This is a genomic window from Massilia sp. IC2-477 (assembly GCF_020707265.1).
Taxonomy (GTDB): domain Bacteria; phylum Pseudomonadota; class Gammaproteobacteria; order Burkholderiales; family Burkholderiaceae_D; genus Telluria.
Map to the genome: position 1 here is coordinate 23818 of NZ_JAJFEQ010000016.1, position 18518 is coordinate 42335.

Here is an 18518-nt window from a genome sequence, read left to right on the forward strand (position 1 = left end):
GCACGTGTGGAGCAGAATGGATTCTTTATCGACCGGCAGCAAATCAAGAGATGCGGTAGCCGAAGCGGCGCAGGCCGCCGTGGACGGGGCAGGCCCGGCCACCCAGAGTGCGAGCGCCGCCCCCTGGGTGGCCGGGCTTGCGCTCGCGCTCGCAGTCGGCGCGCTGTGCTACCGGGTCGCCTCCAGCGCGGTCGAGTACGACGCGCGCCGCCGCTTCGAGACGGTGTCGAGTCTGGCGCAGGAGCGGATCTCCAGCGCCATCGCCTCGTATGCCCGCGTGGTGCGCGGGATGTCGGCATTGCATGCGGCCGGGGAGAGGCCCCTGACGCGGCTGCGCCTGCACCGCTATGTGCAGGCGCTCGACCTGCAGGGGCAGTTCCCCGCGATCGAAGCGGTCAACTACGTCGCCCATGTCCCGGACGCCCAGCGCGAGGCCTTCATCGCCGCCGTGCGCGCGGACCGCAGCGTGAACCCTGCCGGCAATCCGCACTTCAACATCTGGCCGGCCGGCCGGCGTCCCTCGTATGCCGTGATCACCTGGGTCGAGCCGGAGGCGCAGGCCAACGACCGGATCGGCTTCGACATCGCCGCCCAGCCGTTCATCGCCGGGGTGCTGGCGCGTGCGCGCGACCTCGGTGCGATGAGCGCCTCCGGCAATCCGGTGCGGCTGCAGCACCCGACGCCGCACACGGCGCTGGGCATGCGCCTGCCGCTCTACCTGGGCGGCGGCGTGCCGGCCACCGTGGAAGAGCGGCGCCTGCGCTACATGGGCAGCATCGGGATCGCGTTCTCGGTCGACGAACTGGTGCGGCGCGCCCTCGGACCCCAGGCGCGCCAGCCGGTGGCGCTCAGCCTGTACAGCGAGAACGGGCCCGCCGGTCCAGGCGGCGCAGCGCTGCAACTCGAGGCCGACGACCGGCTGCTGGTCGGCCGCGAGCTGCGCGTGGACGGCCGCGAGGCCCAGGCAGCGGGCGGGCGCTTCACGACCCTGCTGCCGATCGACTACGTCGGCACCCGCTGGAAGGCTCATTTCTCGGCCGACCGCGCCGCCATGGCGGTGGGCTCGGACCGCTACCTGCCGCTGCTGGCCTTCGCCTCCGGCTTCGGCGTCAGCCTGCTGGGCTTCGCGCTGATCTTCAACCTGATGCGCTCGCGCCGCGCCGCGCTCGACCAGCGCCTGCTGCTCGACTCGGTGCTCGACAACCTGGATGCTTACGTCTACCTGAAGGACGGCGCGCGCCGTTTCCGCTACGTGAACGCCAAGACCGCCGCGCTGATCGGACGGCCGGCGGAGAACATCGTCGGCCAGCGCGACCTCGACGTGGTCTCCGGCCCGCTGGCCGACGGCACCTGGCAGCGCGACCGCGCCGTGCTGGAAAGCGGGGAGCGCTATGCCTGCCAGGCCGAGCTGCCCCTGCGCGACGGCAGCGTGCGCCAGATGTGGAGCGTGCGCGTGCCGCTGCACCCGGAAGGCGAGATGCCGGCCGTGCTGTGCATCTCGACCGACGTCACCGTCCTGCACGAGCTGAAGGCGCGCGCCGACGCCGCCAACCGGGCCAAGAGCGACTTCCTGTCGAACATGAGCCACGAGATCCGCACCCCGATGAACAGCATCATCGGCATGACCCACCTGGCGCTGCAGGCGCATCCCGCCCCGCAGCTGCGCGGCTACCTGGACAAGATCTTCCATTCGGGCCAGCACCTGCTGGGCATCATCAACGACATCCTCGACTTTTCCAAGATCGAGGCCGGCAAGCTGGAACTGGCCACCCGCAGCTTCATGCTGGACGCCGTGATGCGCAACGTCGAGCAGCAGCTGGGGCAGGCGGCAGGCGCCAAGGGTCTCGGCTTCGACCTCGAGATCGCGCCCGAGCTGATGCGGCCCCTGCGCGGCGACCCGCTGCGGCTGGAGCAGGTGCTGCTGAACTTCGCCGGCAACGCCGTCAAGTTCTCCGAGCACGGCCGCATTGGCCTGCGCGCCCGCCTCGAGCATGCCTTCGGCCCGGAACTGCTGGTGCGCTTCGAGGTGCAGGACTGCGGCATCGGCATCGAGCCCGACAAGCTGGACAGCCTGTTCACGCCCTTCCACCAGGCCGACCCCTCGGCTACCCGGCGCCACGGCGGCACCGGCCTGGGCCTGGTAATCAGCAAGCAGCTTGCCGAACTGATGCACGGCGCGGTCGGGGTCGAGAGCAGCCCGGGACGCGGCAGCACCTTCTGGTTCACCGCGCGCCTGGGGCTCGAGGACGGCGTCGCGGCCGGCCTGGGCGCCGCGCCGGCCCAGCACGCGGACGGCGCCATGCGCCTGGATGGCTGCGCCGTGCTGCTGGTCGAGGACAATCCCTTCAACCAGCAGGTCGCGCGCGAACTCCTGGCCCAGGCCGGCGCCGTCGTGAGCGTCGCCGGCAACGGCGTCGAAGCGCTGGAGGCAATGGCGCGCGAGCGTTTCGACTGCGTCCTGATGGACGTGCAGATGCCGGTCATGGACGGACTCGAGGCGACCCGCCGCATCCGCAGCGACCCGCGCCTGGCGGGCACCCTGGTGATCGCGATGACCGCCAATGCCGGGGTCGAGGACCGCGCGCGCTGCCTGCAGGCCGGCATGGACGAATTCCTGACCAAGCCGGTGGTGCCGGAACTGCTGGGCGCGACCATCGCACGCTGCCTGGGGCGCAGCACGGCGCCCGCGCCGGACCTGGTGGCGGCGCCCGCACCGGGCAGCGGGGCGCTCGACTTCGGCGCGCTGGGAGCCAGCTTCGGCGACGACGGGGAGCGCATGCGTAAATATGCCTACCTGTTCGTGTCGACGGCGCGCAACGCCCTCGACCAGCTCGATGCGCTGCTCCTGGCCGGCGACATGGCCGGGGTGGCGGCGGTGGCGCACCGGATCAAATCCTCGGCCCGTACCGTCGGCGCCATGGGCTTTGCCGCGCTGTGCGAAGAGCTCGAGAGCCAGGCCGCGCGTCCGGCCCAGGCGCGGGCGCTGGCGGCGCGCCTGCGCGCCCAGCTGGGGCGCATCGAGCGCGAGGTCACGACGCGTCTCGGGACCCGTGTCCACGACCGGCCATGAGGGTCTTTTTCGAGGGTTGCTGAAGAGTCAATGACAGGCGCCAAGCCTTTCGCGGCGCCGTCAAAACGGGTATCCTTTGCCCCTTGAGCAACCCAACCGTCCCGATGTCCTCCCCGATCACCCCAGGCTTGTTGATTTTGCACGGCAATCAGATGGAATTGCTGCGCAGCGCCATGTTCGACTGGCTGCGCCGGCACCCGCTGGGACCGCTCGAGCAGGAGATCATCCTGGTGCAGTCGAACGGGGTGGCCGAGTGGCTCAAGATCGCCCTGGCCCAGGAAATGGGCGTGTGCGCCGCCACCCGCGTGGCGCTGCCGGCGCGCTTCCTGTGGGAAGCCTACCGCGGCATGCTGGGACGCGAACGCGTGCCGACCCGCGCGCCTTTCGACAAGGACCCGCTCACCTGGCGCCTGATGCGCCTGCTCCCAGGCCTGGTGGAAGAGGCCAGCTACGCCCCGCTGAAGCAGTTCCTCGGCGACGGCTGCCCGGAGCGCCGCCTGCAGCTGGCCGAGCGCCTGGCCGACCTGTACGACCAGTACCAGGTCTACCGGTCGGACTGGCTGGCCGACTGGGAAGCGGGACGCGACCAGCTGCGCCGCGCCGTGGGCGATCCGGTGCCCCTGGCCCCCGACCTGACATGGCAGGCCTGCCTGTGGCGCGAGATCCACGCCAGCCTGCCCGCGGAGCAGCGCGTGACGGGCCGCGCCAGCATTCACGAACAATTCCTGGCCGCGGTTGAATCCGGCCGCGAGCCCGCCTCGCGCCTGCCGCGCCGCGTGATCCTGTTCGGCATGTCGACCCTGCCTTACCAGACCCTGCAGGCGATCGCCGCGCTGTCGCGCCACACCCAGGTGCTGTTCGCGGTGCCGAATCCCTGCCGCTTTTACTGGGGCGACATCATCGAGGGACGCGAGCTGCTCAAGGCGGCGCGCCGCCGCCAGCAGCCGCGCGGCGGGCTGGAACTGGCCAGCGTGCCGGTCGAGGAACTGCACATGCACGCCCATCCGCTGCTCGCGAGCTGGGGCCGCCAGGGACGCGACTTCGTGCGCATGCTCGACGAATTCGACCAGGGCGAAGGTACCCGTTACGAGAACATGCGGGTCGACCTGTTCGACGACAGCATTGGCGAGACGCTGCTGCAGCAGGTGCAGGCCGCGGTGCGCGACCTGCTGCCGCCCGACGAGCATCCAGGTGTAGCCCCGCCGCGCGAGGACCGCTCGATCGAATTCCACATCACCCACAGCGTCCAGCGCGAAGTCGAGGTGCTGCACGACCAGCTGCTGTCCTGGTTCGCCCAGGACCCGAGCCTGCGTCCGCGCGACGTGGTGGTGATGGTGCCGGACATCGACGTGTTCTCGGCGGCGATCCACGCCGTGTTCGACCAGCACCGCCGCAACGACCCGCGCCACATCCCGTTCGAAATCGGCGACGTGCGCGACCGCAGCGTGAACCCGCTGCTGGTGGCCCTCGAATGGCTGCTGCGCCTGCCGCAGCAGCGCTGCCGCCAGAGCGAAGTGCGCGACCTGCTCGACGTCCCCGCGGTGGCCGGGCGCTTCGGCCTGGCGCCGGAAGACCTGCCCATCCTGGGCCGCTGGATCGAGGGCTCGGGCGTGCGCTGGGGCCTGGACCGCGAGCACCGCGCCGGCCTGGGCCTGGCTTCGGTGGGCGAGCAGAATGCCTGGATCTTCGGCGTGCGCCGCATGCTGCTCGGCTACGCCAGCGGCGCCGGCGCCAGCTTCGGCGACATCGAACCCTATGCCGAGGTGGGCGGGCTGGACGCCGCGCTGGCCGGCTCGCTGGCCCAGTTCATCGACAGCCTGCTGCACTACCGCGCGGCGCTGGCGCAGGCACGCACGCCCGCCGAGTGGGGCGAGGCGGCGCGCGCGCTCCTGGGGGCCTTCTTCAAGCCCGGCGTGGAGGCCGACCGCCTGACCCTGGCCCAGCTGAACGAAGCGCTGCAGTGCTGGCTCGAGACCGTCGACGCGGCCGAGTTCAGCGAGCCGGTGCCGCTGGCGGTGATGCGCGAATCCTGGCTCGGCCAGCTCGACCAGCCGACCCTGAACCACCAGTTCGTATCGGGCGGCGTGACCTTCTGCACCCTGATGCCGATGCGCGCCGTGCCGTTCCGCGTGGTGTGCCTGATGGGCATGAACGACGGCGACTTCCCGCGCCGCACCCAGCAGGCCGACTTCGACCTGCTGGCGCTGCCCGGCATGGCGCGTCCCGGTGACCGCTCGCGCCGCGACGACGACCGCTACCTGATGCTGGAAGCGCTGCTGTCGGCGCGCGACAAGCTGTACCTCAGCTGGGTCGGACGCAACGTGCGCGACAACAGCGAGCAGCCGGCCTCCGTGCTTGTGGCCCAGCTGCGCGACTACCTGAAGAACGGCTGGAACCTCGACCTGTCGGAGCGCACGGTCGAACACGCGCTGCAGCCCTTCAGCCGGCGCTACTTCGAGCGCGGCGGCCTGCTCACCTATGCGGGCGAATGGCGCTCGGCCCATGGCGCCGACGATGCAGAAGCGGCCGTGGATGCGCTGCCGCCGTACGAACTTGAACCGGGCTTCGTGCTCAAGCTGGGCGAGCTGGCCGCTTTCCTGCGCCAGCCGGCGCGCTACTTCTTCCGGCGCCGCCTGGGCGTGGTGTTCGCCGACGCCGCCGTGGTGGGCGAGGACGAAGAGCCGTTTTCGCTCGATGCGCTGGAGCGCTACTTCATCGAAGACCACCTGCTGGACGACAGCGGACCGGCCGAAGCGCCGCACGAAGTGCGCGCGACCTTGAATGCGCGCGCCGAACGGCTGGCGCGCGAGGGCGTGCTGCCGATCGGCCTGCTGGGCCGCCACTGGCAGCAGGAGCTGGTCGACGGCCTGGTGCCGGTGCGCAGCGCCTGGCTGGAACTGGGCGCGCGCTTCCCGGACCCGGCGCCCAAGCGTGCGGTGAATTTGGGATTGGCTGAAGGCTTGACCCTGGACGACTGGATCGACCGCCTGCGCACCGATGGCGAGGAAACCGCCTGGCTGATGCAGGTCTCGTCCAAGGTGCTGGACCGGGAAGGGCGCCCGCGTGGCGACAAACTGATCGGCGCCTGGCTGCGCCAGCTGGCGGCCAGCGCGGCGGGCAGCCCGGTGGCCGGCCACCTGGTGGCGCGCGACGCCATCCTGACCATGGACGCCTTGAGCCCCCTGGAGGCGGCGGCCACGCTGCACGACCTGGCCACCCTGTGGCGCACCAACCTCGACCGCCCGCTGGGCGTGGCCTGCAAGACCGCGCTGGCGCTGCTGCAGGAGGGCGATGCGCGCAGCGTGTACGACGGCGGCTACGAACTCTCGGGCGAGGTCGACGAGCTGTGCCTGGCGCGCCTGTGGCCCGACTTCGCCAGCCTGGTCGCGGCCGGCGACTGGCCGCACGTGGCGCGCGACCTGTATGGACCGCTGGCCGAATGGCTGGAAAGTACGGTGCACGTGGCGCCCCTGGCCGGCGCCGCGGTGGAGGAGAGCGAATGAGCCAGCTCCTCGAACCGCTCGACTTTCCGCTGCACGGCACGCGCCTGATCGAGGCCTCGGCCGGCACCGGCAAGACCTGGACCATCGCCGCGCTCTACCTGCGCCTGGTGCTGGGCCACGGCATGGAGGCGGCCTTTGCGCGTCCGCTGCTGCCGAGCGAGATCCTGGTGATGACTTTTACCCGCGCCGCCACGCGCGAGCTGGCCAACCGGGTGCGCGAGCGCCTGGTCGAGGCGGCCGCCTTCTTCCGCGGCCAGCTGGAACCCAACGACCCCTACCTGGAAGCGCTGCTCGAAGCCTATCCGGGCGAAGCCGAGCGCAGCGTGGCGGCGCACCGCCTGGTGCTGGCGGCGGAAACAATGGACGAGGCGGCGATCTTCACCATCGACGCCTGGTGCCAGCGCATGCTGCGCGAGCACGCCTTTGATTCCGGCAGCCTGTTCGACGAAGAACTGGTAAGCGACGAACGCGCCCTGTTCGAGGACGCGGCCCACGACTACTGGCGCCAGCACATCTACCCGCTGGGCGCGAACGCCCTGGTGGCGGTGCGCGAATGCTGGAAGGACGTCGAATCGCTGAAGGGCAGCGTACGCGAGCTGGTCACGCGCACCCACCTGCTGGGCGAATGCGCGCCCGAACCGCTGGGCGTGGTGGTGGCGCGTGTGCAGGCGGCGCTGCGCGCCGAGCTGTCCGGCCTGAAGGACGGCTGGGCTGCGCGCGCCGACGAGATGGAAGCCTGGATCGCCACCCAGCGCGAGCGCAACGCGAAGTGCTTCAACGGCAACAAGATGCGGGCGGATTCCCTGGTCAAGTGGTTCGAGGCCCTGCGCGCCTGGGCCGCGGACCCGCTGCGCGTGCTGCCCGAGCTGAACGACACGGCGTGGAAACGCCTGTGCCCGGACGGCATCGTGGACGCCTTCAGCAAGGATTTCGTGGCCGAGGTGCCGGCCTGCTTCGGCTTCACCGCGCCGCTCAAGGATGCATTGGACCGCCTGCAGCCGCTGGCGCACGCACTGCTGCGCCACGCGGCCAGCCACATCGCGGCGCGCATGCGCGAGCTGAAGGCGCGCAACCGCCAGTTCGGCTTCGCCGACATGCTGGAACGCCTGAAGGACGCGCTGGAAGGACCGAACGGCCCGGCGCTGCGGGCGCGTATCGTGCAGCAGTTCCCGGTGGCGATGGTCGATGAATTCCAGGACACCTCGCCCGACCAGTACCGCATCTTCGACCTGCTGTACCGGGTGGCAGACAACGACCCGGAACAGGGACTGTTCCTGATCGGCGACCCCAAGCAGTCGATCTATGGCTTCCGCGGCGCCGACATCCACAGCTACCTGGCGGCGCGCCGCGCCACCGCGGGCCGCCACTACCAGCTGGGCGTGAATTACCGCTCGACCGCGCCCCTGGTGCAAGCGGTGAACCAGCTGTTCCGCCACGCCGAGGGCCACGCCGGGCATGCCGGCTACCCGGCGGGCGCCTTCCGCTTCCGCCGCGGCGAAGACAACCCGCTGCCCTTCGAGCCGGTCGCCGCCAAGGGCCACCGCGAGCGCCTGGTCGGCGCCGACGGCCCGCAGCACGCGATGTCGGTGTGCTGCGCCGGCCCCATGAGCCAGGAAGCCTACCGCGACTTCTTTGCCCACCACTGCGCCGAGCACATCGTGGGCCTGCTGGCGGACGAACGGGTCGGCTTCTCGGACGGCGACCGCTTCCGCCGCCTGATGCCGGCCGATATCGCGATCCTGGTGCGCGACCGGCGCGAAGCCGCCGCCGTGCGCCGCGCCCTGGTCGAGCGCAAGGTGGCCAGCGTCTACCTGTCCGACAAGGATTCGGTGGTCGAGAGCGAGGAAGCGGCCGACGTGCTGCGCTGGCTGTACGCGGTCGCCAATCCGCTCGACGGCACGCTGGCGCGCGCGGCGTTTGCCACCCGCACCGCCGGCCTGCCGCTGGGCGAGCTGGCGAAACTGTCCTCGGACGAGGTGGCCTGGGAAGCGCGCGTCGAGCAACTGAAAGCCCTGCACGGCGCCTGGCAGCGCCAAGGCGTGCTGGCCATGCTGCGCCGTTTCGTGCACGAACTGGGCCTGCCGGCGCGCCTGCTGCGCCAGCCCGGCGGCGAGCGGCGCCTGACCAACCTGCTGCACCTGGCCGAGCTGCTGCAGGAAGCCAGCACCCAGCTGGAGGGCGAGCAGGCCCTGATCCGTTGGCTGGCCGAACAGCTCGAAGGCCTGGGCGAAGGCGGAGACGAACGCGTGCTGCGCCTGGAAAGCGACGCCGAGCTGGTCAAGGTGGTCACGGTCCACAAATCGAAAGGCCTGGAATACCCACTGGTCTACCTGCCGTTCGCGGTCACCGCGCGCCGGACCGACCGCCGCAACCGCGCCTTCTTCGAATTCGTCGGCCCGGACGGCGCACGCCAGCTGGACCTGACACTGGGCGAAGAGGCCTTGGAAGCGGTCGACCGCGCGCGCCTGGAAGAAGACCTGCGCCTGCTCTACGTGGCCCTGACGCGTGCGCGCCACTACCTGTGGCTGGGCGCGGCGCCGGTCAGTGGCCGCAGCAAGAACGAGAATCGGCTGCACGAGTCGGCGCTCGGCTACCTGCTGGGCGGCGGCGAGAAGATCGCGGCCGAGCTGCTGCGCGATCGGCTGGAACAGCTGCGCGGCGACGCCGACGGCATCGTGCTGCACGACCTGAGCGAAGCGGAAGGCCGCACGCTCTTGGCGCGCGAAGACGCGCGCCCGGACCTGCTCGCGGCGCCGCGCTTCGAGGCCAGTTTTGAACGCAACTGGTCGATCGGTTCCTTCACCTCGCTGGTGCGCCATGCGGTGGCCGTGAGCGCGCCGCCGGTGCCGGCGCCGATGCGCGCCCAGGAACAGACCCTGCTCGAGGAAGATCCGCAGGTGCTCACGCCGCCGCGCATCGAGGACGCGCCCTGGCACCGCTTCCCGCGCGGCTCGGTGCCCGGCAACTTCATGCACGAACAGCTCGAATGGATGGCGGGCGAGGGCTTCGGCCGCGCCGACGAGCCGGAATTCATGCTGCGCCTGGGCCAGCGCATCGAGCGCGCCGGCTGGGGCCACCGCCTGGACGACGCCCTGGCCTGGCTGCATGCGGTGGCCACGACGCCGCTGCCGCCCCTGGGCGCAGCCTTGAGCGATCTGCGCGACCCAGTGCCCGAACTCGAATTCTGGTTCCCCAGCGAGCGCCTCGACGTCGTGGAACTGGACCGCCTGTGCCGCAGCCGCATCGTCAAGGGCCTGGAGCGACCAGTGCTGCCCGAGCGGGTGCTACACGGGATGCTCAAGGGCTTCGCCGACCTCGTGTTCGAGCACGATGGCCGCTACTGGGTGCTGGACTACAAGACCAATGCGCTGGGACCGGGCGACGCCGCCTATACCCAGGCTGCGATGGAACTGGGCATGCTCGAGCACCGCTATGACATCCAGGCCACCATCTACCTGCTGGCGCTGCACCGCCTGCTCAGGAGCCGCCTTGGCGATGCCTACGAACCGCGCCAGCAGCTGGGCGGGGCCGTGTTCCTGTTCCTGCGCGGGATCGCCAATGCCGACACGCGCGGCTGCTGCGTGCTGGGTCCCGACCTGGAACTGCTGGACGGCCTCGAAGGCCTGCTGGGAGACTGACATGGCGAAACACGAAGCCGACATGGACCTGCTGTGGAACGAGCTGACGCGCCTGAGCGAAACGGGCGAGCTGCGCCGCCTGTCCTGCGCCTTTGCCCGTTTCATCGCCTCGCTGGGCGCTGCGCCGCCCTCGCTGGTGCTGGCGTCCAGCGTGCTGTCCGAGCTGGAAGGGCAGGGCCACAGCTGCCTGCTGCTGGACGACCTGGCGGCCGGCCCGGCCACCTTGCTAGGATGGGAGGACGAGGGGTGGAAGCTGCTCGCGCGCGCCGCCGGCCCGCTGCCGAAGACGGCCCAGGGCTGGGCCCAGCAGCTGGCCGCCTGCGGCCAGGTGTGGGAAGTCGGCGCCTTCGATTACGACCAGCCGCTGGTGCTCGATGGCGACCGCCTCTACCTGCGCCGCTACTGGCGTGACGAGATGCTGGTGGCCCAGGCCGTGCGCGAGCGCGCGACCAAAGTACGCGAAGTCGACGTGCGCGACGTGCGCGGCTGGCTCGACGTGCTGTTCTCGACCCAGCGCGCGAGCGAGGGCCCCGACTGGCAGAAGCTGGCCTGCGCCATCGCCCTGCGCGGCTCGGTGGCCATCATCACCGGCGGCCCCGGCACCGGCAAGACCTATACCGTGGCGCGCCTCTTGGCGCTGCTGTTCGCCACCGCGCCGGAAGCGGCCAGCCAGCGCATCGCCCTGGCCGCACCCACCGGCAAGGCGGCGGCGCGCCTGAAGCAGTCGATCGACAAGGCCCTCGGCGAACTCGACGACAAGGTGGGCTCGCAGCTGCCACTGCGCGAACTGACCGCGCGCATGGGCGCCGCCCGTACTCTGCACAGCCTGCTGGGTGCCCGTCCCGATACCCGCGCCTTTGCCCACCATCGCGGCAATCCGCTCGACGTCGACGTCCTGATCGTGGACGAAGCCTCGATGGTCCACCTCGAGATGATGGCCTCGCTGCTGGACGCGCTGCCCCCTGGCGCGACCCTGATCCTGCTGGGCGACAAGGACCAGCTGGCGTCGGTGGAGGCGGGCGCCGTGCTGGGCGACCTGTGTTACAACGCCCAGGCCGGCGGCTACACCGACGCCACCCTCGACTACGTGCTGGCCGCCAGCGGCGAAGAACTCCCCAGCGAATTCCTGGGCAAGGCCGGCGCGCTGGCCCAGCAGACCGTGATGCTGCGCCACAGCCGCCGCTTCGGCGGCCCGATCGGCCAGCTGGCCCTGGCCGTGAATGCCGGCGACGCCGTGCGTGCCGAAACCCTGCTGCGCGCCGGTAATGCCGAGAAAAACGGGGTGCGCTGGATCGAGAACGCCCAGCAGCAGCACGTGCTGCATCTGGCCCAGTCCGGCTACGGTTCTTACCTGGACGTGTTGAATACGGCTCCCACGGCCGGATTGAACACGAATCATGAAGAATGGGTGCGCCAGGTCTTGCAACGCTTCGAATCCTTCCGCATCCTGTGCGCGGTGCGCGACGGCGAGTGGGGCGTGACCGGCCTGAACGATGCAGTAGCGAGCCGCCTGGCCCAGGCCGGGCTGCTGCGCCCGAATGGCGAATGGTATGTGGGACGGCCGGTGATGGTCACCCGCAACGACTACGGCACCGGCGTCTACAACGGCGACATCGGCGTGACCCTGCCCGACCCGGCTAGGGCTGGCGCGCTGCGGGTGTATTTCCTGGAGGGCGACACCGTGCGCAGCGTGCTTGCCACCCGCCTGCGCAACGTCGAAACGGCGTTCGCGATGACGGTCCACAAGTCGCAGGGCTCGGAGTTCCGGCACACGGTGCTGGCGCTGCCGCGCGAGCGCGGCGCCGTCCTCACCCGCGAGCTGGTCTACACCGGCATCACCCGCGCCAGCGAGCAGTTTACTTTGGTCTCGCCCCCAGGCGCCGTTTTGGCGGAAGCCATTGCCCAGCGTACCCACCGCACCAGCGGCCTGCGCGGCATGATCGCGCCCAGCGCGCGCTGATACCCGTTCGGCCGCGTCGCGCAAGCTCCCGGCCTTGATCGAGGCCAAGGGCGGTGTTTGCGCGCGCCATGGCGATCGAACTCGGCCGTTCAAATGCTGTCTTACCTGCGATCAAGAACAAAGACCCGGCTGCACTTTTCGTGTGTAGTCATGATTCCCGACATTTCGGCGTGAACGCCTGGCGCAAGCATGCAGCCAATCGACCAGCAGATGCTCGTGTTCTGTCCCGCGGCGCGCAGCGCAGCGCAATTGCCTTGCCTGCCCGACGACGAGGATGTGCTCCCGGCCTTTCCGCTGGCCGGCGCCTGGGCGCGCTGGTTCGCGCGCAGCTTCGACCTCTGGTGGCAAACCGCACTGGTGGCCCTGGTGATCGGCTACCTGGCGAGCAGGGTGTCCCCAAGCTTCCTGCACTGGCTGGAAACCCCGCTCGGCTGGAAGCTGTTCGGCCTGGCCTGCATGCCCGGCGGCCTGGTGCTGGACGCGGCCCTGCTGGCCGTGGGGGGCAATACCCCGGGCAAGGCGCTGCTGGGCTTGCGCGTCATCACCACCGATGGGAGCACCCCCGGTTTCCGTGAGCTGCTTCGCCGCAATATGGCGGTCTGGCGCGCCGGCCTGGGACTCGGCCTGCCTGCCGTCAGCCTGCTCACCATGGCGCGCCAGGGCCTGCGCCTACGCAAGGGCGTGCAGGCAAGCTATGACAGAAAGGATTTCCTGGTGAGCGCCAGCCCCCGCGGCTGGCTGGCGAAGGGCGTGTTCGGCCTGGCCTTTGCCGGCCTGTTCAGCACCATCATGATCCTCGACACGGTGGACCGCCAGGACAGCCGCGAAGCCACCGCCATGCTGGCGGCCCCGCCGATGGCCTGGACCAACCCGGCCACCGGGCGCAGCACCATGCTGGCACCCCAGTGGAAAGCCGAGGCGCGCCAGGGCGCGGACGGCGCGCCGCAATACCTGTTCACCCGGCACAGCGGCCATGCGGTGGTGCTGTTCGCCTACGAGGCCGGCGGGGGCAGGGCCCTGCGCCAGGACGCCCAGGCGCTGGAAGACCGGCTGGCCGACCGTTTCGAGCTGGCCGAAAGCTATTTTGCCGAGTTCCGCGGCCGGCGCTCCTGGGTCAGCCGCGGCCTGCACCGCAAGGGCCCGGAGCGGGTCCAGCTGCGCATCGTGGAAGTGGATGGCAAGGCCTGGCGCGTGGTCGCGATGCAGTCGCCGCCGGCCGCCTATACCGACGACCTGGTGGCCGAGCTGAGCAGTGCCCTGTGGGATACGGTGGCGCCGCCGGCGCCTGGGAGCGGAAAATGACAAAAGGGCCTTGCGGCCCTTTTTGCTGTTGCGGCAGATAGCTTATTTCTTGCGGCGCTTCGGCACCACCTTCACCTTGCCGCGCTTCTTGACCGCCTTGAGCTTGCCGGTGCCGGCGCTGGCCTTGATGCGGGCGCGGCTGGAGGAAGCCTTGAAACGCGGGGCGCGGCTCGAAGCGCGCGCGACCACTGGCGCTTCTTCGCCGGTGATGAAGCGGCGCACGTTGAGTGCGTCCAGGATGCGTGCCGAGGAGGCGCTGGCGTTCAGCAGCACCATGGTCGCGTTCTTCCCGCCTGCCTTGATGTTCATGATCAGGCAGCGGCCGGCTTCCGAAATATAGCCGGTCTTCGACAGGCCGATGTCCCAGCCCTTGGCGCCCACCAGGCGGTTGGTGTTGCGGTACTCGACCTGGCGGCCGTTGATGTTGATCAGGTCCTTCGACTCGGTGGTAGCGGCGGTGATGTCGGGATAGCGCGCAGCAGCAGCGGCCATCTTGACCAGGTCGCCGGCGTTGGAGCGGTTGCGCGGCGACAGGCCGGTCGGCTCTTCGATCACGGTCTGGGTCATGCCGAGCGCGGCGATCTTGCGCTTGACGGCGGCCTTGAAGCCTTCGGTGCCGCCTGGATAGGTACGGGCCAGCGCGTGCGCGGCGCGGTTGTCCGAGGACATCAGGGCCAGCTGCATCACGTCGCGGCGCGAAATCAGGGCGCCGACCGGCACCCGCGAGCTGCTGTTCTTGAAGGTGTCGACGTCGCTGCGGTCGATTTCGATCAGCTCGTCCATGTCCTGGTGGGCGTCCAGCACGACCATGGCCGTCATCAGCTTGGTCAGCGACGCGATCGGGACGACGCGGTCTGCATTCTTTTCCAGCAAAATCTTGCCGGTGTCATCTTCTACCACGAGCACCGATTGCGAGCCGAACGGCACCGCGAATGCGGCAGCCGAAAACGACATCAATACGGTGGCAAACAATTTTTTCAACATTGTCGGGTTCAGGAATAGGCTTGCGTTGAGCGAAAAGCGCGGGGTGCGCGGTCAACAGTCAGATTTCACGATCTAGCTGTAGGGCAACTACAGGTGTTGGAAGATAGCATCAAGCATGATGCATGTCTATGGCACACAAGCAAAAATGACCTTGTGGACCGGAATTTATTGCAGTTTAGCGTCAGGATTGCCAGAGCGTCCATGAGCTAGGCCAGAATCGGCCCGGAATTCTATCCTGAAAAACAAAGCCCTGCGCGGGGCAGGGCTTGTTGGCCAGGGGCTTATTTCGGCTGGTAAATCTTATCGAATTCACCGCCATCGTTGAAGTGGCGCTCCTGGGCCTTGCGCCAGCCTCCGAACAGCTCATCCACCGTGAACAGCTGGATCGGCCGGTAGTTGGCGGCGTACTTCTTCATCACGGCGTCCGAGCGCACGCGCATGAAGTGCTTGGCGCCGATTTCCTGGCCGGCCGGCGAGTACAGGAAGTTCAGGTAGGCGGTCGCTTCCTTGCGCTGATTGCGGCGGTCGACCACCTTGTCAACCACGGCGACCGGCGATTCGGCCAGGATCGAGACCGACGGGTAGACCACCTCGAAGTTGTCGCCGAACTCGGCGCGCACCATGCTCACTTCGTTCTCGAAGGTCACCAGCACGTCGCCGATCTGCCGCTGGGTGAAGGTGGTGGTGGCGGCGCGGCCGCCCGCGTCCAGGATCGGCACGTTCTTGAAGATGCGGCCCACCAGCTCGCGCGCCTGGGCATCATTGCCACCTTTCTTCTTCAGGGCCGCGCCCCAGGCCGCCAGGTAGGTATAGCGGCCGTTGCCGGCGGTCTTTGGGTTCGGGATGATCACCTGCACGCCCGGGCGCGCCAGGTCGTCCCAGTCCTTGATTCCCTTGGGGTTGCCCTTGCGCACCAGGTAGACCATGGTCGAGTAATAGGGCGCCGCATTGTTCGGGAACTTCTTGGCCCAGTCCTTTGCCACCAGGCCGCGGTCGGCCAGCATGTCGATGTCATTGGCCTGGTTCATGGTGACGACCGAGGCTTCCAGGCCGTCGGCCACGGCGCGCGCCTGCTTGCTCGAGCCGCCGTGCGACTGCTTGATGGAGACCGTTTGGCTGGTCTGCTGCTTGTAGGCGGCAATGAAGGCCGGGTTGATGTCCTTGTACAGCTCGCGCGCGACGTCGTACGACACGTTCAGCAGCTCGGTCTCGGCGGCGCTGGCGGTGAGCGGCAGCGCGGCGCCTAGCGCCAGGGCGATCAATAGACGGCGAAGCGGGGAAGTCAGGGTCATGTTTGTTCTCGCTTTTCAAATCTTGTGGACAGGATGCATCATCCATCGGATGGCCCAATTACGGAACAACAGTTTTGTCATATGCTTAGTACCGCCGAGCGGGACAGCACGCTGCCGGACGCATGCAGACGTCGGCAGCAGGCAACAGGCCTTTCGGTGTATAGTCGTGCCCAGCCATTGCGCCGCCGGCGCGGGTCCTGTTCGTTTTTATTCTGCATAGTGATGTTTGATGTCCACGCGTTTTGACATTCGCAAGGCGGTACCCGGTGATGCGTCCGCTGCCTGCGCGCTGCTGCGCCGCTCGATCGAAGTCGGCTGCAAGGCCGACCACGAAGATCGTCCGGGCGTGCTCGAGGCCTGGCTCGGCAACAAGACCGCGGCCAACGTCAGCACCTGGTTTTCCATTCCCAGCAACCACGCCCTGGTCGCCGAACGCGATGGAGAACTGCTTGGCCTGTGCCTGCTGACCCAGGCCGGCAAGCTGGCACTGTGCTACGTGGCGCCGGAGGCGCTGCGCAGCGGCGTCGGCCGTGCGCTGCTGTCCGCCGCCGAGGGACAGGCGCGCGCCTGGGACATCCGCAAGCTCCACCTGCACAGCCCGGCCAGCGCCAGCGCCTTCTTCGAGCGCCAGGGTTATGTGAATGCCGGCAAGGACAAGGCCTGCTTCGGCCTCGAATGCGATCTGTTGTGGAAGCAGCTCGACGCCAGCTGCGAGGCCCAGGCCGGCGCTCGCAAGCGCTTCTGCAATTGCAGCAGCTGAGTTCGTCCTGATCTTCTGATGCTAAGATAGCAATCTTTGGCATCGGGAACGATACGTGGACATACAACTGCTCTTCATCTGCTTCCTCACGTTCGTCATCCACCTGATCGGCACGCTCGCCTATTCGGTCCGCATCGCCGGCGTGCGCACCCGCCGCATCGCTGTCTCCTTCGCCCTGTTCAGCATCCTGGTGCTGCTCTCGCGCACCTCGAATTCCTTCCTCGGCCCCTTCCTGGCCAAGCGCGTCGAAAGCAATCTGGACGGCGCGGCCCAGTCCGCGCTGCTGGGCGACTTCCAGTGGCTGCTGGCATCGAGCAGCCTGGCTACCGTCATCGGCGCCTTCCTGATCCCGACCTTCCAGCGCGTGTTCTGCCGCGCCGTGCTGCATTTCCAGGCGCACCGCTCGGTTCCCAAGCTGATCCTGCACGGCTTCTTCAAGGGCGGGCTGTCCTATGTGAAGGACGTGGCCAGCGTGCCGGCCGCGAAGAATATCAGCGCGATCCGCTCGGGACACGGCGTGTCGCTGCGCATCACACTGCTCAACGTGGTGGCCACCGCCCTGTGGACCGTGGGCGTGTTCGCCGCGCTGTATGCGGGCGTGCTCGATCCATCCGTGCGCGTGACCTCCAGCACCCTGTCCTCGATCATCAACGGCGGGGCCACCATCCTGATGGCGATCTTCATCGACCCCCACATGTCGGGCATGACCGACGACGTGCTCGAAGGCAAGGTCAGCGAAGGACAGTTCAGGAAGGCGATCGTGTGGCTGGTCGGCAGCCGCCTGGCGGGCACGATCCTGGCGCAGGCCCTGCTCGTGCCGTCCGCCATCCTGATTGCCTGGGTGGCAAGGGCGATCTGAATACTTGCGCTGGCCGCAACAGGTTTGACGAACACATCTTTTGTCGGTGTAAAGCTTGCGCTATAGTAAGCGCCTCGATTGGATGAGTTCGATATGGCTTCACGTAGAGATTTCCTGCAACAGGGCGCCCGCCTGTGCGCCATGGGCGTCATCGGCACCCCGCTCCTGACCCCGGCCAGCGCCGCTGCCCAGAACAACGACCTGCAACCGCCGCCCGACCTGTTCGACGCGCAACTGCTGGATCTGGATTTCTGGGTCAAGCCGCGCACGCTTTCCCTGGTGCGCCCGCAAAGCGGCGAACGCGCCAAGGTGCTGTACTGGAAGGACGGCGAGATCATCGATTCCGCCTACCAGGAGCTGTGCCACATCCTGCGCGATGTCAACGGCCGCGCCAGCGCGCCGATCGACCCCAAGCTGTTCGAAGTGCTGTGGGGCACGCAAGCCTTCATCGCCCGCTACGGCATGACCCAGCCGCTCGAGATCCTGTCGGGCTACCGCACCGAGGCCTCGAACAAGCGCCTGGTGGAAGAGGGCGTGCCGGCGGCGCGCAAGTCGCTGCACATGGTGGGCAAGGCGGCCGATATCCGCATCGCCAGCCTGAACGAGGAAGTGCTCGGCGGCCTGATCCGCAGCTTCCGCCAGGGCGGCGTCGGCTACTACTACCGCTCCGGCCCGAAGGGCGGCTGGATCCACGCGGACACCGGGCTCAACCGTACCTGGAAGGGGTAAAACCCCGGCGCGCACACCGTGCGTGCATGCCATCGCACTTCCGCTAATATGGGTTGTCGGGGTCAGGCAGGCCTGCCTGGCCGATTCATTCCGCTTTACGCTGCACGACTCAAGGAGGCAATGATGGCAACGATGAATGCTCCAACGATGGACCGCAGGACCATGGGCGAACGGCGCACCTCGATGCGCACGCAAGGGCGCTCCGCCATGTCGGCGCTCGACTACCTGGCAATGGCGCTCCTGATTATCGGCGGCCTGAACTGGGCCATGGTCGGCCTGTTCGACGTCGACATGGTCGCCACCATCTTCGGCCCGGGCAGCCCGGCCACCCGCATCGTCTACGTGGTGGTGGGCCTGGCGGCGCTGTACTCGATCTACACCACGGCCAAGATGGCCGGCAGCAAGCGCTCGCACTGAGCGA

At 68.7% G+C, this 18518-nt stretch carries 11 protein-coding genes; 9 read left to right on the forward strand and 2 right to left on the reverse strand.

Annotated features, from left to right (window positions below; translation table 11 throughout):
- Positions 1-16: 16 nt before the first annotated feature.
- From LK542_RS23105 to LK542_RS23125, 5 genes are all read left to right on the forward strand, one after another.
- Entirely contained in the window at positions 17-3070 is a 3054-nt protein-coding gene (locus tag LK542_RS23105) for a CHASE domain-containing protein (RefSeq protein ID WP_227813752.1), read from the forward strand.
- 104 nt (positions 3071-3174) lie between these two features.
- Positions 3175-6573 carry an exodeoxyribonuclease V subunit gamma gene (gene recC, locus LK542_RS23110; protein WP_227813753.1) on the forward strand — a complete coding sequence of 1133 codons (3399 nt, stop codon included), beginning with the start codon at positions 3175-3177 and terminating at the stop codon, positions 6571-6573.
- A complete protein-coding gene (gene recB / locus LK542_RS23115; RefSeq protein WP_227813754.1) occupies positions 6570-10211 on the forward strand; it encodes an exodeoxyribonuclease V subunit beta in 3642 nt (1213 codons plus the stop codon). Before recC ends, recB begins: the two co-directional genes overlap by 4 nt.
- Before the next feature lies 1 nt (position 10212).
- Positions 10213-12171, forward strand: a complete 1959-nt coding sequence (gene recD / locus LK542_RS23120; RefSeq protein ID WP_227813755.1) for an exodeoxyribonuclease V subunit alpha — start codon at positions 10213-10215, stop codon at positions 12169-12171.
- A gap of 189 nt (positions 12172-12360) precedes the next feature.
- The gene (locus LK542_RS23125; RefSeq protein ID WP_227813756.1) at positions 12361-13473 is read left to right on the forward strand and encodes an RDD family protein; all 1113 of its coding nucleotides are present in this window, start codon (positions 12361-12363) and stop codon (positions 13471-13473) included.
- Positions 13474-13515: 42 nt separating this feature from the next.
- Here LK542_RS23125 and LK542_RS23130 read toward each other — a convergent pair whose 3' ends face one another.
- Complete coding sequence (locus LK542_RS23130) at positions 13516-14457, reverse strand: serine hydrolase (protein ID WP_227802369.1); 942 nt, start codon at positions 14455-14457, stop codon at positions 13516-13518.
- Between the two features lie 281 nt (positions 14458-14738).
- Entirely contained in the window at positions 14739-15749 is a 1011-nt protein-coding gene (locus LK542_RS23135) for a sulfate ABC transporter substrate-binding protein (protein ID WP_227813757.1), read from the reverse strand.
- Positions 15750-15978: 229 nt separating this feature from the next.
- On the opposite strand from LK542_RS23135, the gene LK542_RS23140 reads away from it, so the two are divergent.
- The 4 genes from LK542_RS23140 (at position 15979) to LK542_RS23155 (ending at position 18514) form a co-directional block, all read left to right on the forward strand.
- Positions 15979-16509: a GNAT family N-acetyltransferase gene (locus LK542_RS23140; RefSeq protein WP_227813758.1), complete on the forward strand. Its 531-nt coding sequence runs from the start codon at positions 15979-15981 to the stop codon at positions 16507-16509.
- A gap of 55 nt (positions 16510-16564) precedes the next feature.
- Complete coding sequence (locus LK542_RS23145; protein WP_227813759.1) at positions 16565-17368, forward strand: lipid II flippase family protein; 804 nt, start codon at positions 16565-16567, stop codon at positions 17366-17368.
- A gap of 93 nt (positions 17369-17461) precedes the next feature.
- Positions 17462-18097 (forward strand): DUF882 domain-containing protein, encoded by a 636-nt coding sequence (locus LK542_RS23150; RefSeq protein ID WP_227802373.1) that lies wholly within the window; start codon positions 17462-17464, stop codon positions 18095-18097.
- 120 nt (positions 18098-18217) lie between these two features.
- Entirely contained in the window at positions 18218-18514 is a 297-nt protein-coding gene (locus LK542_RS23155) for a DUF378 domain-containing protein (RefSeq protein ID WP_307728994.1), read from the forward strand.
- The last annotated feature ends 4 nt before the right edge of the window (positions 18515-18518 follow it).

What these genes read in the sequence shown, in the direction of transcription:
- LK542_RS23105 (WP_227813752.1), top strand. Translation starts at nt 17, where the DNA reads ATGGATTCTTTATCGACCGGCAGCAAATCAAGAGATGCGGTAGCCGAA.
- recC (WP_227813753.1), top strand. Translation starts at nt 3,175, where the DNA reads ATGTCCTCCCCGATCACCCCAGGCTTGTTGATTTTGCACGGCAATCAG.
- recB (WP_227813754.1), top strand. Translation starts at nt 6,570, where the DNA reads ATGAGCCAGCTCCTCGAACCGCTCGACTTTCCGCTGCACGGCACGCGC.
- recD (WP_227813755.1), top strand. Translation starts at nt 10,213, where the DNA reads ATGGCGAAACACGAAGCCGACATGGACCTGCTGTGGAACGAGCTGACG.
- LK542_RS23125 (WP_227813756.1), top strand. Translation starts at nt 12,361, where the DNA reads ATGCAGCCAATCGACCAGCAGATGCTCGTGTTCTGTCCCGCGGCGCGC.
- LK542_RS23130 (WP_227802369.1), bottom strand. Translation starts at nt 14,457, where the DNA reads ATGTTGAAAAAATTGTTTGCCACCGTATTGATGTCGTTTTCGGCTGCC.
- LK542_RS23135 (WP_227813757.1), bottom strand. Translation starts at nt 15,749, where the DNA reads ATGACCCTGACTTCCCCGCTTCGCCGTCTATTGATCGCCCTGGCGCTA.
- LK542_RS23140 (WP_227813758.1), top strand. Translation starts at nt 15,979, where the DNA reads ATGTCCACGCGTTTTGACATTCGCAAGGCGGTACCCGGTGATGCGTCC.
- LK542_RS23150 (WP_227802373.1), top strand. Translation starts at nt 17,462, where the DNA reads ATGGCTTCACGTAGAGATTTCCTGCAACAGGGCGCCCGCCTGTGCGCC.
- LK542_RS23155 (WP_307728994.1), top strand. Translation starts at nt 18,218, where the DNA reads ATGATGGCAACGATGAATGCTCCAACGATGGACCGCAGGACCATGGGC.